This window comes from Sorangium sp. So ce394 (assembly GCF_051474665.1).
Classification (GTDB): Bacteria; Myxococcota_A; Polyangia; order Polyangiales; family Polyangiaceae; genus Sorangium; species Sorangium cellulosum_D.
The window spans coordinates 1,578,940-1,594,890 of record NZ_CP150339.1; the positions used below are offsets into that span (position 1 = coordinate 1,578,940).

Consider the following 15,951-nt stretch of genomic DNA (forward strand, 5'->3'; position numbering starts at 1 on the left):
GAGGAGCAAGGAAATGAACCCGCTCGTCCCCGACTTCATCCTCCAGCAAGACGCGCTCGGTCGGGCGGAGGGGAGCTTCATGGGGGCGGCGCTGAGGATCGAACTCGCCGGCCTCGTCGAGATCGCCGAGGCGCTGATGCCGCACGGGCGGGCGGGCGCGGAGGAGCTCGCGCGCGCTCTCCAGGCCTGCTTCGACCCGCTGATCGAGGCGGTGCATCGCGCCGGAGGCTTCATCGCGAGGCTCGCGGGCGACGGGTTCACCGCGCTGTTCCCGGACGCGCCGGAGCGCGACGTCGCAGAGCACGCGCTCGCCGCGGCGCTCTCGATGCGCCGCCTCTTCGCCGAGCGCCCGGCGCGACAGACGCCGTTCGGCAGCTTCCCGCTCTCGTTCCGGATGGGGATCGCGTGGGGAGCGGTCGAATGGGGGATCGTGCGCATCTCCCCGGCGCGGGCTTACTACCACTTTCGTGGACAGGCGCTGTCCGAGTGCGCCGCGTTCGAGCGACAGGCGCAGAAGGCGGATCTCCTCATCGGTCGCGCCCTGTACGAGCGACTTCGGCCCGGGAGAGCCGGGCGCCACGGGCGGAAAGTCTACAAGGTCGGCGACGCGCCGGTGCGCGAGCTGCCCGAGGTCCCGAGGTGCCCGCCCGCCGGCGATGGCGCCGCGTTCGTGGCGAGCGGCGTCGCCGGCGTGCCCTCGGAGGGGGAGCTCCGCGAGGTCACGAGCGTCTCTCTCTCGTTCGAGCAGATCCCGGGCGTCGCGGAGCTCACGCGCCTGCTGCACGAGCTCTCGGACCTCCACGGCGGCACCTTCACCGGCGTCGAGGCGGGCGATCTCGGCGTCTTCGCGCTCATCCACTTCGGCGCGCCGATCACCCTCGGGAACGACAACGATCGCGCGCTCGACTTCGCGCTCGAGCTGAAGAAGCGCGGCCTGCGGCAGATGCGCCTCCGCGCGGGCATCGCCCGCGGCGTCGGGTACGTGGGCTTGAGCGGCGGCGCGGGGCGGCGCGAGCTCGCGTGCCTCGGCCGCGCGACGAGGCTCGCCGCGCGCCTCGCCGAGAAGGCCCCCTGGTCGGCGGTCTGGGTCGACGCGCAGGTCTTCTCCGTCAGCGAGGCGGGCTATCAGTGGAGGACGGAGAACCTCTTCCGGTTCGAGGGCCTCGACCTGCCGGTCCTCGTCTACTCGCTCCAGCGGCGGCGCATCTCGGTTCATAAGGAGTTCTACAAGCTCGGCCTCCTCGGTCGCGAAGCCGAGCTCGAGCTCCTGTCGCGCCATGTCGAGCCGATCTTCGAGGGCAAGCCCGCCGGGATCATCTACATCGACGGCGAGGCGGGGATGGGCAAGAGCTACCTCGTTCAGCGCTTCCGCGACCGGTGCGAGGAGCGCCGGCACGATCGGCCCTTCCTGTGGCGCGACGCGCGCTGCGATCCGACGCTCCGCGGCTCGCTGAACGCGCTCGAATTCGCGCTGAAGGAGCACTTTCGGGCGCCCTCCGAGCTCGGCAAGGAAGAGAGGCTCACGAGCTTCGACGACGCGCTCGAATCCCTCCTCGAGCGGCTGCCAGCGAGCCAGCGCTCGCTGAAGCGGGAGCTCGAACGTGCGCGCTCCGTCCTCGCGGCGCTCATCGGTGTCCGCTGGGACGACTCGCCCTACGAGCGGCTGCAGCCGAAGCACAGGTACACGAGCACGCTCTCGGTGCTGTGCTGTCTTTTCATGGCCGAGGCGTCGCTCCAGCCAGTGATCCTCCACCTCGAGGACGCCCACTGGGCCGACGCGGGCTCGCGCGAGGCGGTGCGGGTGATCGCGCAGGTATGCAAGGAGCTGCCCCTCGCGATCCTCTGCACGGCGCGGGGCAAGGAGGACGGCAGCCCGGTGCGCATCCCGCTCGACCCAGACATCTCCGTGCGGGCGATCGAGATGAAGCCGCTGTCGCGCGAGCAGCTCCTCGCGCTCGCGCTCCCCCTGTTCGGCGGCCCGATGCCGGACATCCTCGCGACGACCCTCTGCGACAGGGCGGGCGGCAACCCGTTCTTCGCGCAGGAGTTCCTCGCCCACTGGGTCGAGGACGGGCGCGACGGACACGGATCGGGCTCGAGCTCCGCCTCCATGACCCTCTCCCTCTCGACCACGTTCACGGCGGCGAGGAGCGTGAGCAGGCTGCTCACCTCGCGGATCGAGCGGCTCGACGCGAAGGTGAAGCAAACCGTCGCCGCCGCGGCGGTGATCGGCCGCGAGTTCGACCTGCGCGTGCTCGCGCTGATGCTCGCCGATGCGTCGGTGATGGAGGAGCACCTGCGCATCGGCGAGGCGGAGTGCATCTGGTCGGCGAAGGGCGAGCGCCGTTTTCAGTTCAGCAGCACGCTCCTGCGCGACGCGGCCTACGATTCGCAGTCCCGCCCGCGGCTCCAGGAGCTCCACCGGCTCGCTGCCGAGGCGATCGAGAGCGTCCACGGCGACGACCTCGAGGGCCAGCTCGTGGCGCTCGGCCACCACTGTCGTCGCGCGGGCAAGGTGGACGACGCGCGCCGCTACTTCCTCGCGGGCGCGCGCAGGGCGGCCGCGCGCTACGCCCACGAGGACGCGACGTGCTTCTACCGCGTCTACTTCAAGCTCTCACCGGGCCCGACGCGCGAAAGCGTCGCCGTCCGTTGCGAGTTCGCGCGCGATGTGCTCGAGCGGATGGGGCGGTATCATGAGGCGCAGCAGGAGCACCGCCAGGCGGTCAATGAGGCGCAGAAGCTCGGCGATCGCGCGTCGGAGGCGCTCGGCTTGCTCGGCCTCGGCCGCGCGTGCTGGGCGATGCAGCAGCCGGATGGCGCGCGCGCGTACTGGGAAGAGGGGCTGCGCGCCGCGCGCGAGGCGGGCAGCCCGGCGACCGAGGGGGACACGCTCGCGAGCCTCGGGATGGCACACGCCGTCCAAGGTCGGCTCGACGCCGCCCGAACCCTCTATGCGCAGGCGCTCGAGATCGCGGGACAGACCGGCAACCGGATCGAAGAGGCAAGGTTGCTCTCCGAGCTCGCAAAACTAAACCGGTTAAGTGGCCGTCCTGCCGGCGCGGTGGCGGTGCAGCAGCAAGCCGCCGCCGTCGAGCGTGAGCCGGCGTCCGGGAAGACGGGCGCCTGAACGCTCACCGCGCCAGCTCATCGTCGAAGCGGCGAGCCCGCGCGCCGCCCGTCGGGCGCGCCCCCCGCGGCGGTGAGGTGCGGAGACAGGAGGAGCGGCTCGCCGTCGGGGACGCGCTGGAGGGAGGGGAGGAGCGCGTCGAGCTCCCCCGGCTCGAACCGGCAGAGGCCGATCGCGTACCAGAACGACCCCGCGAGCGCGCCGCCGAGCTTGTAGCGGCGGCCGTCGGGCGTGAACGCCGCCCAGCCCTCGGCGCGCGAGAGGAGCACCGCGCGGCAGGCCCCTGTCGCCACCTCCCACAGCCGGACGGTCCCGTCGTCCGAGGCGCTCGCGAGCCAGGCGCCGTCCGGGCTGAAGGCGATCCCCTGGACGGCGCTCGCGTGGGCCAGCAGGACGCGGCGCTCGGCCCCGGTGAGCGCGTCCCAGAGGCGGATCGCGCAATCCTCGGCGCCGGAGGCCAGCCAGGCGCCATCCGGGCTGAAGGCGACGCTGGACACGGCCGACGCGTGGCCTCGGAGGACGAGCCGCTCGTCGCCCGTGGCCGCGTCCCACACCTGCACGGCGCCGTCGCCCGCGCCCGCCGCCAGCGAGGCGCTGTCCGGGTGGAAGGCGACGCTCCTGACGAGCGCCGAGCGGCATTTCAGCACGTGACGCACCGCCCCCGCGGCCACGCTCCACAGGAGGACGATCCCGTCGTCGGCGCCCGACGCCAGCGACGCCCCGTCCGGGCTGAAGGCGATGCTCCGGACGGCGTCCGCGTGGCCCTTCAGGACGCGATGCTGGGCGCCCGTGGCCACGTCCCACAGCCGGACCGTCCTGTCCTTCCCACCCCACGCCAGCGAGGCGCCATCGGGGCTGAAGGCGATGGTGATCGCCGACAGGGGGAAATCCTTCATGATGCGCTGCCCGGCCCGCGTCGCCGCATCCCACAGCCGGACGGTGCCGTCCGCGGAGGCGCTCGCGATCGAGGCGCCATCCGGGCTGAAGGCGATGCTCCTCACGTGGTCCACGTGGCCTTCGAGGACGCCGCGCTCCGCCCCCGCGACCGTGTCCCAGAGGCGAATGGCGCCCCCCTCCGAGGCCGTCGCGAGCGAGGCGCCATCCGGGCTGAAGGCGATGCTCCGGATCGTCGACGCGTGGCCCCGGAGGACCCTGCGCCTCGCCCCCGTGGCCACGTCCCACAGCACGACGGCGCTGTCCGTGGAGCCCGAGACCAGGGTCGCGCCATCCGGGCTGAACGCGACGCTCCTGACGGTGGCCGCGTGGCCCCGGAGGACCTCGCGCTGGGCCGCCAGGGTCACGTCCCACAGCCGGATGGTGTTGTCGTTGCCGGCCGACGCGAGCAGATGGCCGCTCCCGTCGAAGGCCACGCTCCTCACCGACGCCTCATGGCCGATCAGGACGCGGGGGTCGGCCCCCGCGGTCAGATCCCACAGCCAGACGGTGCTGTCGTGCGCGCCCGAGGCCAGCCACGCGCCATCCGGGCTGAACGCGACGCTCCTCGAAATGCCCGCATGGCCCATCAAGGTGCGCCGCTCGGCGGCCCTGGCCACGTCCCAGAGCCGGACGGTCTGGTCGTCCGCCGCCGAGGCCAGCGAGGCGCCATCCGGGCTGAACGCGACGCTCCGGACGATGGCCGTGTGGCCCGTCAGCACGCGCGGCTCGGCCGGCGTGGCCACGTCCCAGAGCCGGACGGTCCTGTCGTTGCTGCCCGACGCGAGCACGGCGCCGCCAGGGCCGAACGCGACGCTCGTGACCGGGGCCGCGTGGCCTCGCAGCACGCGGACCTCCCGCCCCGTGGCCACGTCCCAGAGCCGGATCGTCGTGTCGCTGCTGCCCGCGGCCAGGAGGGCGCCATCCGGGCTGAACGCGACGCTCCGGACCGTCGCCGCGTGCCCGGCCAGCGCGCGGCGCGCCGCGCCGGTGGCCGCGTCCCACAGCCACACCGGGCCGCTCCGGTGCGCCGACGCGATGAGCTGCCCGTCGGGGCTCGCCGCCACGGCCATGCAGGGAGACGCGGCCGCGGCCGTCACGACGTCGGCGTGGGCGGCGCCGGGGGCCGCGCTCCCGAACGCGTCCAGGCCGGCGAGCGCGCCCTCGTCGAGCCGCGCGCCGACGAGCTGGGCGTAGCGCAGCCGGGCCGACGCGAGCCGCGCGCCGCGCAGATCGGCGCCGAGGAGCCGCGCGGACGACGCGTCGGCGCCCTCCAGGTCCGCCCCCGCGAGCCGCGCTCCGGACAGGTCCGCGCGCGCAAGCGCGGCGCCGGCGAGCGACGCGTCGCCGAGGTCGGTCTCGATCAGCATCGCTTCCCGCAGATCCGCCCCGCGGAGGTCCGCGCCGCGGAGGTTCCGGCGCGAGAGGTCCTTGCCGCGCAGGTCCTGGCCGGCGAGGTTCACCCGCTCCTCGGCCTCGACGTTCAGCCGCTTCAGCACGCCGATGGCGTTCCGCTTGGCGATCTCGCCCGACGTGCCGCTGAGCGCCCGCCTCGCCCAGGCGACGCTCGCCTCGCGATCGGCCATCGCCGTGAAGAGCTCGACCATCAGGTCGGACATCTCGCGCCAGCCGAGCACCGTGGCCTCGCCGCCCCGCCGCAGCTCGGCCGCCGCCTCCCGCGCGACGAGCCACTCGAGCACCGAGGCGTGGAGGAACGAGAAATTGCCCTCCGGATCGCGCACCAGCAGCGTGCCGGAGCCGACCGCGTGGACCGCCTCCTCGAGATCGATCTGCCGCGTGCTCAGGTCGGCGATCGCCTTCGCCACCTCGGCGGGGAGCTCGTCCGCGTGGACGCTCGGCTCCATCTTGGACCAGAGCCGGAGCGCGAGCGTCGTCACGGCCTTCCATCGATCCTCCGCGACCAGGGACGCCGCCGCGCCCCGCACGTGGACGCGCGCGTCCTCGCTCCGGAACCACCGGTCGATCAGGCTCTGGTACAGCCCGGCGGCGGTGATCTTCCCGGTCCGGTCGCGCGCCTCGAGGAGCTCTCGCTCGGGGATCTCGGAGATGAAGCCGAGCAGGCGCGGGTTCTCGGACAGGCGCAGGAGGTCCTTCACGTCGTCGAGCAGCCGCACCCGGGCGTCGGCGGCCTCCCTGCTGCCGAGCAGGTTGACGAGGAACTGGCGCACCTGGACCGGCGAGAACGTCGTGAGCGTGGCGACCCGGTGGCCCGGGATTCGCTCCGCCTGCTCGCCGAGCTTGGTCCGGATCTGGTCGTCCGAATAGAAGTGCTGCGTCCGGCTGGTGAGCACGACCTTGGCCTTGCCCTGCGCCGCCTGGATCAGCGTGTCGAAGTGGTCGGCGGCGCGGCTGTAGCGCACGCGGAGCGCCAGCTCGTCGAAGCCGTCGAAGAGGAGCGCGATCAGCCCCTCGGCGAGCATGTACCGGAAGCTCGGCAGATCGAACCGCTCCATGCCCGAGAGCGCGAGGTGGTTGGCGACCAGCGCGTCGAGCGAGTGCGCCTTCTCGAGCGATCGCATCTCGATGAGCACCGGGTACGGCGGCCCCTCGCGCGCCCCGAGGCGGCGCGCCAGCTCGTGGAGCAAGAAGGTCTTTCCGGTCCCGAAATCGCCGAGGACCAGGACGAACCGGGCCGCGGGCGAGGCGAGCAGGTCGTCGATCGCGTCCAGCGCGTGGTCGACCTCCTGCCTCGGGCCGCCGGCGGCGGTCAGCGCCGCGCGCTGGGGGACATAGAGCCGCGGCGGGTAGATCGGATCGCGCTCCAGCCGGTGGATCAGCCGCTCGACGTAGGGCCCGAAGTGGATAAGGCCCTGGTACTCGGCGATGCTGGCCAGCCAGACGCCCTTGCGGTGCGCCTCCCGCACCAGCGCCTCGGGCGCCGGCGGGCCGTCGTAGACGAGCTGGGAGAACGTCCCGGCGCTGCGCCGCTGGGTGCGCGCGTGCACCCGGGTCCGGAAGAGCTCGATCGCGGCGGGGGTGACGGGGCCCGCCACGGCGCCCACGGCGAAGGCCAGCGCCGGCCCCAGGAGCGCCGGTCCCAGCGGCTCGGCCGTGACCACCTCGGCGACCGCATGAAACGGGGGCGGGGCCTCCCGCCAGGCGATCGTGACGCGCTTGCCGCGCGCCTCCTCGCGCATCCGGCAGATGCGCACGACGTGGTCGAGGAGGTCCTCGTCGCGCTCGTCGTCCCTCGCGCGGCCGCGCTCGCCGCGCTCGCCGCGGTCGCCGTGGTCGCGCGCCCGCGGGCCCCGGTCGGCCGCGGCGGGGCGCTCCGTCGCGCTCGCGCGGCTCGCCCGCATCCGCTCGAGCACCGCGCGGGCGTAGGCCGCCGCCACGATGGCCGCGTACATCTGCCATGCGTCGCCCTTCTGCTCATCGCAGTAGTCGCAGATGCCGCGCACCACCAGGTACCCCACGTCGTGCTGCCACGCGGCGTCGGCGAGCCCCGAGCCCTCCATCTCGACGGCCTTGATGCCGAGCTCGTCGCGGAGCTGGTCGCGGCGGCGCGCGTTCTTGAGCAGCGTGTTGCCCGACCCGATCGGCCCCTGGAAGACGCGCGGCTGCCCCTTCTTGCGCTGCGGATCCGCCGGGTGCGGGCGGACCGTCGACGGGTCGAGCGGATCGCGCAGCACGTCTTCCGCGTCGGGAGGCCGCTTTGCGCCCACGAGCCTGCGCCCGCGGTCGATCAGCTTCACCCACGGCGCCTTCCGCTCGTAGGCCAGGACCTCGAGCGCGTCGACGCCCTCGAGGAGCCACGCGCCCGGCGCCCTCGGCGAGGGGCGGGGGGTCTTGCCGCGGGCGGTCTCCTTGTCGAAATCGTACTGCACCACCCCGCGCCGATCGACGACGACGACGTCGCCGAGGCGCACGTGCTCGGCGGGTTTGTCCGGGTGCGGCACCCCGCCGGCGATCCCGACCATCACCACGCTGCGGATCTGCGGGAAGTGCTCGAGCATCTGCGTCACCCGGATCGACGCGAGGTTGTTGCCCATGCCCGTGCTCACCAGCGCGACCGCGTGCGCGCCGCCGCCCTTCGCCGGGATCTCCCCGAGCACGTAGTCCCGGCCCGCGCCTTCGCCCCCGGCCGAGTGCTCGACGGGGCCGTCGAGCATCGCCTTCGCCGCCGCGAGCTCCTTGGGGAGGGCCGTGACGAGCCCCACCGTCACGCGATCGCGCAGCGCTCGGGCGCGTTCGTCGGGCGCGGGCCCCGGCGCCGGACGAGGCTTCAAGGACGCCATTGCGCCCTTCTATCATGACCGGCTCAGGGGCGCGTCGCGCCGCTCCCCGGGGCGGGCGCGACGCAGAAGTCGCCCTCGGCGGCGTAGCCCTCGGCGCCCTTGAGCTCCACCACCCGGTCCCGGCCGAGGGGCGCCGCGCCCGGGACGCGGAAGGTGGCGACGTCGAGCCGCGGCACCGGCTTTTGCCGCGGCGCGGGCAGCTGGGGCACCCACGTGTACGGCGCGCGGTAGGCGCGGTAAACCAGGTTGAGGCTGAGCGGCGGTTTGCGCCAGTAAGGGCTGATGTACTCCCAGACGATCTCGTGCCCCGGGGTGACCTCGAAGATGCGGCCGTCGGAGCCCTCCGTGATCAGCGTGTTGCCGTTGGGCAGCCGCTGGGCGCTGCTGATGAAGGGGCTGTAGAAGCGCGACGCGTCGAGGGGCATCACGAAGCCCGCTTCCCTGGGCGTGTACTGCCACCGGATCTCCAGCGTGGTGGGGTCGATCTCGAGCACCCGCGAGTGGTCGCGCAGGGCGGTCTTGAGGCCCTTTGGCGCGCCGGGGCTCGGGGCGCCGTAGCCGGCCCAGCCCCCGTTGTCGAAGACGAGGAGGTTGCCCTCGCCGGGCAGCCCGCGCGGGATGAGGTGGGCGTGGTGCTGGCCGATGATCCAGCCGAGGCGGCGCTCCGCGTCGCTGCCGTCGTACCGCGGGCCGAGCTTCCACACGATCCGCCCCGTCTTCTTGTCGACGATGGCGATGAGGTTCGCCTCGCGCGCGTCCCAGATCAGGTTGTCCGGGTGAAACCGCTCGTCGCCCGCGTCGTACCACCGGTTCGGCCCGAGCAGCGACATCGAGTTGATGTGCAGCCAGTCGCCGACCCCTCCGGCCGCGGCGCTCCCGCCGAGGGCGCCCGCGCCCGGCGTACGCAGGTTTGGATCGCGGCGCAGGGCGGCGCGCGCCGCCTCGTCGAAGCCCAGCTCCTCGACGTGCTCGTGGGCGCGCCACTGCCAGACGATGTTCCCCTTCCAGTCCACCTCGATGATCTTGTCGTCGAGCAGCGGGTGCTCGGAGATCGCGTAATTCTGCACGTTCTCGTGCACGAGCAGGAACGTGCTCCCCCGGTCGATCAGCGGCTCCTGGCCGGGCGCGTAATACCCGACCGGATTGCCCTGCCGCTGGAAATCGTGGTGCTGGCGCGCGAACCAGCGGGGCGCCTCGCCGGGATCGTGGATGTGCTCGAGGCGGTCGAAGCGCCACACCACGTTGCCTTCCCAGTCGACCTGCACGAGGTCGATCTGGTCCTGCGTGCCGTGCTTCGGGTTGCGCTCGCCGGTGCTGCCGAACACCTGTCCGCCGGGCAGGAGCTTGTTGGGGAACCCGTGCAGCCCTTTCCAGAGCTGCACCTCGCGACCGTTCATGTCGATGAGCAGCGCGCCGAGGCCCGCGGCCTGGAAGATCGTGTAGCCGTTCCAGCTTCGTTCGGGGTCATAGAGGGTGACCCCGGTGGGGTAGATGGTCGGATGGCCCATGCTTCGCGTCTCCCGGTCTGCGGTGAAGGCAAGGACGGCGTGGCGGCTGGCATGGGAGTGCACGCGGCGTACCAGGGCCAGAAGCCGCGCGCGAGGGCTTGGGGCCGAGCGCCGCGGCGCAACGCTGCTGCGCAGGGAGCAGCTGGCCAGCACCGGAGTAGCCCGGGTCGCCAGGGGAGGCGGGGATGGCGCGCGGGCGACCGGCGGGGCGGACCTGCGTCCGCGCGGTAGGCGCCGGAGAGCGGCTGGACCATACTCCGCTCCGAGAAGCAGGTGTGCATGGACTTCGATGTCGACTTCGCGATCGTGGGCTCCGGCTTCGGGGGCAGCGTCTCCGCGCTGCGCCTCACCGAGAAGGGCTACAAGGTCACGGTGCTCGAGTGCGGCAAGCGCTGGAGCAAGGAGGATTTTCCCAGGACCAACTGGAATGTGCGGAAGTTCCTCTGGGCGCCCAGGCTGCTGTGTTACGGCATCCAGCGGCTGACCCTGCTCCGGGACACGCTCATCCTGTCGGGCGCGGGTGTCGGTGGCGGGTCGCTGGTCTACGCCAACACCCTCCTCGTGCCTCCGCCCGAGGCCTTTACCAACCCGGGCTGGCCCGCCGCCACGGATTGGCGCGACGAGCTGATGCCCTTCTACGAGACGGCGAAGCGCATGCTCGGCGTGACCACGAACCCGAAGCTCTGGCCGGCGGACCGGCAGCTCCGGCAGATCGCCGACGAGATCGGCCGCGGGGACACGTTTCACGTCACGAGCGTGGCCGTGCTCTTCGCGAAGGAAGGCGAGCAGGAGGGGCAGCGCGTGCCCGACCCGTTCTTCGGCGGCGAGGGGCCGGAGCGCGCCACGTGCGTCCACTGCGGCGGCTGTATGGTGGGCTGCCGCTTCGGCGCCAAGAACACGCTCGACCTCAACTACCTATATCTGGCCGAGAAGAAGGGCTGCACCATCCAGCCCGAGACCATGGTCACCGCCATCGACGCGCTCCCGGGCGGCGGCTACGAGCTCACCCTGGAGCGCTCCACCGCGCTGCTCGACAAGCGGCGCCGCAAGCTCCGGGCGCGCGGGGTGGTGCTCAGCGCCGGCGTGCTGGGCACCGTGAAGCTCCTGCTCAAGGCGAGGGCCGAGGGCCGGTTACCGCGTCTCTCCCGGCAGCTCGGCAATTACGTGCGCACCAACAGCGAGGTCATCCTCGGGGTGACCGCCAGAGACGACCGGGTCGACTACTCCCGCGGCATCGCGATCACGAGCGGCATCTACCCGGACGCGCGCACGCACATCGAGCCGGTGCGCTACCCGGCCGGCTCCGACGTGATGGGCGCGCTCGGCACGGTGCTCACCGACGACAGGCCGGGATTGCCGCGCTGGCTGCGCTGGCTCGGCCGCCGGCTGCTCCACCCCATCGATCTGATCTTCGGGCTCCTGCCGTTCAAGTTCGCGAGGCGCTCCACGATCCTCCTCGTGATGCAGACGGTGGACAACTACATGCAGCTCGTCTGGAAGCGCGGCGCCATGACCACCCACCGGCCGCCGGGGCAGCCGAAGCCGCCGGCGTACATCCCCATCGCCAACGAGGTGGGCAAGCGGCTCGGCGCGCTGATGAACGGCACCCCGCGCAACGCCATCAACGAGGCCGTGCTCAACGTCCCGACCACCGCGCACATCCTCGGCGGCTGCGCCATCGCCGACAGCCCGGAGCGGGGGGTGATCGACCAGCGCAATCAGGTGTTCGGCCATGAGAACCTGTATGTGGTCGACGGCTCGATGGTGCCCTCGAACCTGGGCGTGAACCCGTCCCTCACGATCACCGCCATGGCCGAGCGGGCGATGAGCAAGATGCCCCTCAGGAGCGACAACGCCGCCTTCACCGGGGCATCCCGGGTGCTCGAGGCGGCGGCGCCCTCGGAGCGCGTCCACCTCTGAGCTGAGCTCGCGCCTCCTGGCGACGGAGCTGCGGCGCCGGAGCTCGCTCGGCCCCTTGAGAGGCGCTCGTCGGCGCGTGTGGCCGCCGCCCCATCTCCGGCGGGGCACCCCGCGGCGAGGGCGTCGCGCCGGGCGCCGCGGCGCAACGCTGCTGCGCAGGGCGCAGCTGGCCAGCACCGGAGTATGCTCGCGAGCCGCATCGGGCGGCGTGGTTGGACGCTTGCGGGAGGCGGGTATGGCGAGAGGGCGCGCGACGGTGGACGGGAGGACATGGCGGCTCGCCGGCGCGGCGATCCTGGCGGGGAGCGCGGTGGCCGCCGCGGCCTGCGGCGCGCGGGTCGCGGAGCGCGGCGCGGTCGCGCCCGCGGCGAGCGCGAGCGCGCCCCCTGCGGCGGTCGCGAGCGGCCCGTTGCCGCAGCCACGGCCGGTCGCCCCCCGGCGCGACCTCGACTACGGCGCCGGGCCGCCGCGCTGGCAGTGCAGCCCCGAGCTCGTGGCGCAGCTCGAGGCGCCGTTGCCGCCGCCGCGGGTCGACAGGCCGGCGGGCGCCGGGGTGGCGCCGTCCACCCGCGGCTGCGCGGAGCACGCGCCGCGCCTGCGCGAGGGTGCGCTCCGCGCCGCGGACCATCGGCTCGAGGCGTCGCGCCGCGAGTACCTGCGGCTCCAGTGCACGCCTCCGCGCCTGGTCCCTGTCTCCGAAAAAGGGTGGGCCGCGCGCCAGTCCGGGACCAACGTGCAGGTGCCGGGGGTGGACGAGCCCGATTTCGTGAAGCTCGACGGCCCGCGCCTCTACACGCTCAGCGGGACGAAGCTGCGCATCTTCGACGTCGCCGCGCCCGCGAGGGCGCGCCCCGTCGGCGAGGCCACGCTCGACGGCCCCGCGCGCAAGCTGTTCGCCGCCGGCAATCGCCTCGTCGTGTACTCGTCCATGGACCCGCCCGCGGGGCGCGCCGCCACGCCCGAGTGCACGTACGGCTACGACTGCGTGCCCGCCGGCGACGGCGCCGCGACGCGGATCAGCGTGCTGGACGTCTCCCGGCCAGGCGCCCCGAAGACGCTGCGCACGATCGACGTCTCGGGCTCGTTCATCGCGGCCCGGCGCGTCGGCGACGCCGTGCACACCGTCGTCCACGACGACCGGATCGGGCCGCCGGGGCTGCGCTTCTCGCCGGAGCGGGAGCTCGCCGGGCCCGAGGACGCCGAGCGGGAGTTCGCGCGGCTCCGCGAGGAGAACCGGCGCGCCATCCTCGCCGCAGACCCCTCCGTGTTCCTGCCGACCGCGCGGGAGGCGGGGCAGCCTGGCGCCGGCGCGTGCCGGATCCATGTCGCGCCGGGGGCGGACGCCGCGGGCTTCACCTCGATCATCAGCCTGGATCTCGGCGCCTCCAGCGGGTTCCACCGGGAGATCGTGCAGACCCAGCCCGGCTTCACGTACGCCTCGAAGGACGCGCTCTACCTGGCCGTCCCGCAGCTCGCGAGGCGCGATCTCTACCCCGACTGGGCGCACACCGGCGACACGCTGATCCACGCCTTCGATTTCGCCGGGGGCGCCTCGACCTATGCGGCGAGCGGGGTGGTGCGCGGCCGCCTGCTGAACCAGTTCTCCATGGACGAGCACGAGGGCCACCTGCGCGTCGCCACCACGGTCGGCCGCGCGCCGGACCCGGCGGCCCACAGCCTCGTGAGCGTGCTGCGCCGCCAGCGAGCCGAGCTCGCCACGGTCGGCGTGCTCGATCGCCTCGCGCCGAGCGAGGACATCCGCTCGGTGCGCTTCGACGGCGCGCGGGGGTTCGTGGTCACCTTCAAGAAGACCGATCCCCTGTTCGCGCTCGACCTGTCGCAGCCGACCGCGCCGCGCGTCCTCGCCGAGCTCAAGATCCCTGGGTTCTCCACCTACATGCACCTGATGGACCCGGAGCACCTGCTCACGATCGGGTACGACGCCGAGGATCAGGGCAAATTCGCCTATTTCCAGGGCGTGCTCCTCCAGATCTTCGACGTACAGAAACCGAGCGAGCCGCGGCTCCTCCATCGCGCGGTGATCGGCACGCGCGGATCGAGCTCCGAGGCGCTCACCAATCACCTCGCCTTCACCTACTTCGCGCCCAAGGAGCTCTTGAGTCTGCCGATGACGATCTGCGAGGGAGGGCAGGGGCCCCAGCACGGCACCTCGCAGTTCTCGGGTCTCCTGCTCTACCGGGCGAGCGCGCAGCGCGGCTTCCAGCCGCTCGGCCGCGTGGCGCAGGGGCAGGCGTTCTGTGGCGCCTGGTGGTCGAGCGCGTCCTCCGCGGTGAAGCGCAGCTTCGTGACCGGGGATCACGTGCTCTCCGTGAGCGACCAGGAGGTGAAGGTGCGGCGGATTCAGGCCCCGTCGAAGGAGCTCGTCACGCTCACGATGCAGTAACGGCGCTGGTCTTCTTCTTGGCGCCTTGGTGGTTCGAAATTCTGCTCGTTTCAGGAGGGTTCAGCCCGTGTGTTGCCCTAGAGCGGTTTTCAGCTGGGGCTAATATCCCGTCTCCCGTCTCCCGTCTCCCGTCTCCCGTCTCCCGTCTCCCGTCTCCCGTCTCCCGTCTCCCGTCTCCCGTCTCCCGTCTCCCGTCTCCCGTCTCCCGTCTCCCGTCTCCCGTGCTCGTGCGCGTGCGCGATTCCCCGAAATCAGCGAGCACGCGCACGCGCACGAAGGACGCGCACGAAGACGGGAGACGGGAGACGGGGACGAGAGACGTCTGCATGAAACCCGATCGAAAACTGCCCTAGCTCCGCCCGCCCCTTCCGAGCATCGCCGCGATCTCCGCCCCGTCCCCCGACACCGTGACATACGCCGCCTCGGCTCCGAGCACGTCCCCCTGCTGCGCGAGCCCCTGCACGGCGCTCGCCGCGTTGCGCAGCTGCACGCCCACCGCGCCTCCCTCGAGGACGCCGGATCGCGAGCAACGCGGGCGGCGAGAAGAACCCGCCCGGCGAAAGGGACCGCGCTGCTACCGGAAGACCTTCATGGCGCCACCTCGGCAGCGCAGAGGATACACGATCGCGCAGGCCGCGCCAGGGGGGCAGACCGGCGCTCGCTCCCCCGACCCGTTCGGCGGAGGCGGGAGACGGGAGGCGGATGCCGCCTGTCACCTCGCATCCATCGCGGGGAGATTCCCCTTGGCCAGGCTCAGCGACGGCCGGAACACGGAGAGCGCGATCACCGCCAGGAACAGCAGCACGTTCACCGCCCCGCACCCGGATTCGGTCAGGTAGGCCGCGCGGTAGGCTGGATCGAGCGCCTGCGCCCGCACGGACGCCTGCGCCAGATCGAGCGCGCGGCCGGTCGCGGGAACGATCGCGAGGTGCGTGTTCAGCGCGATGAGCGCCACGAGCCCGAGCTTGAGCTTCAGCCAGCGCGGCGCGGCCGGGAGGCGCGCCGCGAGCGCGGCGCCCGACACGAGCAGCGCCCACAGCCCCGGGACGGTGATGAACAGCGTCCCGGTCCGGATCAGCGCGCGCCCGGTCGCGAGCGCCGCGAGGTCGCCGGGCGGGCACACGCTCGAGACCACGATGTACACGGCGATGCTCCCCAGGAACGCAGAGAGCCCGATGAAATGGACAAGCTTCAGGGTCGAACGCATGGAGTGCTCCTTCACGATAATTAGCATGCTAACTAGATGGCGACGGTACAACCTGGTGAATGCGGCGCGGAGGCGCGTCGCTCCCTCAGCCCTTCATGTTGGCGATCACGCGCAGGAGCAGCCGCTCCAGCGCAGCGCGCTCGTCGCGGGAGAGGCCGCGCGCGGCCTTCCGGTTGACCTCGGCCGCGAGCGGCGGCAGCTCCGAGACCTGGGCGCGCCCGCGCTCGCTCAGCGCGAGCCGGACCACGCGGCCGTCCGAGGCGTCGGCGGTCCGCTCCACCAGCCCCTTCAGCTCTAGCCGCTTCACCACGCCGGTCGTCGTGGGCCGGTCGAACCCGAGGCTCTGCCCCAGGCTGCTCATCGTCTGGCCCTCGTCCTCGGCGAGCCGCTCGAGCACGGCCCACTGCGGCGCCGTCAGATCGTACGGGCGGAGGCGGTCCTCGAGCGCCAGCCGCATCGTCGAGGCGGCGCGGTTCAGCAGAAACCCGAGGCTCCTGTCGATCTGGAAGCTCACGCCAACCAATTAGCATGCTAATCATGTCGCTGGCAACCGCGTCGGCGCCGGGCAGGATTGCGGCGCGGGCGACGCG

Annotated in this window: 8 protein-coding genes; 3 read left to right on the plus strand and 5 right to left on the minus strand. The window is 72.7% G+C overall.

What is annotated here, in order from left to right; all coding sequences use genetic code 11:
* Nucleotides 1-13 precede the first annotated feature (13 nt).
* Nucleotides 14-3,130 (plus strand): tetratricopeptide repeat protein, encoded by a 3,117-nt coding sequence (locus tag WMF33_RS05840; RefSeq protein ID WP_437336211.1) that lies wholly within the window; start codon nt 14-16, stop codon nt 3,128-3,130.
* 17 nt (nt 3,131-3,147) lie between these two features.
* Here WMF33_RS05840 and WMF33_RS05845 read toward each other — a convergent pair whose 3' ends face one another.
* Nucleotides 3,148-8,322 carry a phosphorylase family protein gene (locus tag WMF33_RS05845; protein WP_437336212.1) on the minus strand — a complete coding sequence of 1,725 codons (5,175 nt, stop codon included), beginning with the start codon at nt 8,320-8,322 and terminating at the stop codon, nt 3,148-3,150.
* Between the two features lie 23 nt (nt 8,323-8,345).
* Nucleotides 8,346-9,830, minus strand: a complete 1,485-nt coding sequence (locus tag WMF33_RS05850) for an aryl-sulfate sulfotransferase (protein ID WP_437336213.1) — start codon at nt 9,828-9,830, stop codon at nt 8,346-8,348.
* Nucleotides 9,831-10,109: 279 nt separating this feature from the next.
* On the opposite strand from WMF33_RS05850, the gene WMF33_RS05855 reads away from it, so the two are divergent.
* Complete coding sequence (locus WMF33_RS05855; protein WP_437336214.1) at nt 10,110-11,750, plus strand: GMC oxidoreductase; 1,641 nt, start codon at nt 10,110-10,112, stop codon at nt 11,748-11,750.
* A 235-nt stretch (nt 11,751-11,985) separates the two neighbouring features.
* Entirely contained in the window at nt 11,986-14,154 is a 2,169-nt protein-coding gene (locus WMF33_RS05860; protein ID WP_437336215.1) for a beta-propeller domain-containing protein, read from the plus strand.
* Between the two features lie 349 nt (nt 14,155-14,503).
* Here WMF33_RS05860 and WMF33_RS05865 read toward each other — a convergent pair whose 3' ends face one another.
* The 3 genes from WMF33_RS05865 to WMF33_RS05875 all read right to left on the minus strand — a co-directional run bounded on the left by WMF33_RS05865 (nt 14,504) and on the right by WMF33_RS05875 (nt 15,875).
* Complete coding sequence (locus tag WMF33_RS05865) at nt 14,504-14,650, minus strand: hypothetical protein (protein ID WP_437336216.1); 147 nt, start codon at nt 14,648-14,650, stop codon at nt 14,504-14,506.
* 216 nt (nt 14,651-14,866) lie between these two features.
* Nucleotides 14,867-15,361 (minus strand): DUF2269 family protein, encoded by a 495-nt coding sequence (locus WMF33_RS05870; protein ID WP_437336217.1) that lies wholly within the window; start codon nt 15,359-15,361, stop codon nt 14,867-14,869.
* An 85-nt stretch (nt 15,362-15,446) separates the two neighbouring features.
* Nucleotides 15,447-15,875 (minus strand): MarR family winged helix-turn-helix transcriptional regulator, encoded by a 429-nt coding sequence (locus tag WMF33_RS05875; RefSeq protein WP_437336218.1) that lies wholly within the window; start codon nt 15,873-15,875, stop codon nt 15,447-15,449.
* Nucleotides 15,876-15,951: the final 76 nt, after the last annotated feature.

Bases quoted from the DNA above. Each gene is read 5' to 3' on its own strand.
- WMF33_RS05840 (WP_437336211.1), top strand. From the start codon at position 14: ATGAACCCGCTCGTCCCCGACTTCATCCTCCAGCAAGACGCGCTCGGT.
- WMF33_RS05850 (WP_437336213.1), bottom strand. From the start codon at position 9,830: ATGGGCCATCCGACCATCTACCCCACCGGGGTCACCCTCTATGACCCC.
- WMF33_RS05870 (WP_437336217.1), bottom strand. From the start codon at position 15,361: ATGCGTTCGACCCTGAAGCTTGTCCATTTCATCGGGCTCTCTGCGTTC.
- WMF33_RS05855 (WP_437336214.1), top strand. From the start codon at position 10,110: ATGGACTTCGATGTCGACTTCGCGATCGTGGGCTCCGGCTTCGGGGGC.
- WMF33_RS05845 (WP_437336212.1), bottom strand. From the start codon at position 8,322: ATGGCGTCCTTGAAGCCTCGTCCGGCGCCGGGGCCCGCGCCCGACGAA.
- WMF33_RS05860 (WP_437336215.1), top strand. From the start codon at position 11,986: ATGGCGAGAGGGCGCGCGACGGTGGACGGGAGGACATGGCGGCTCGCC.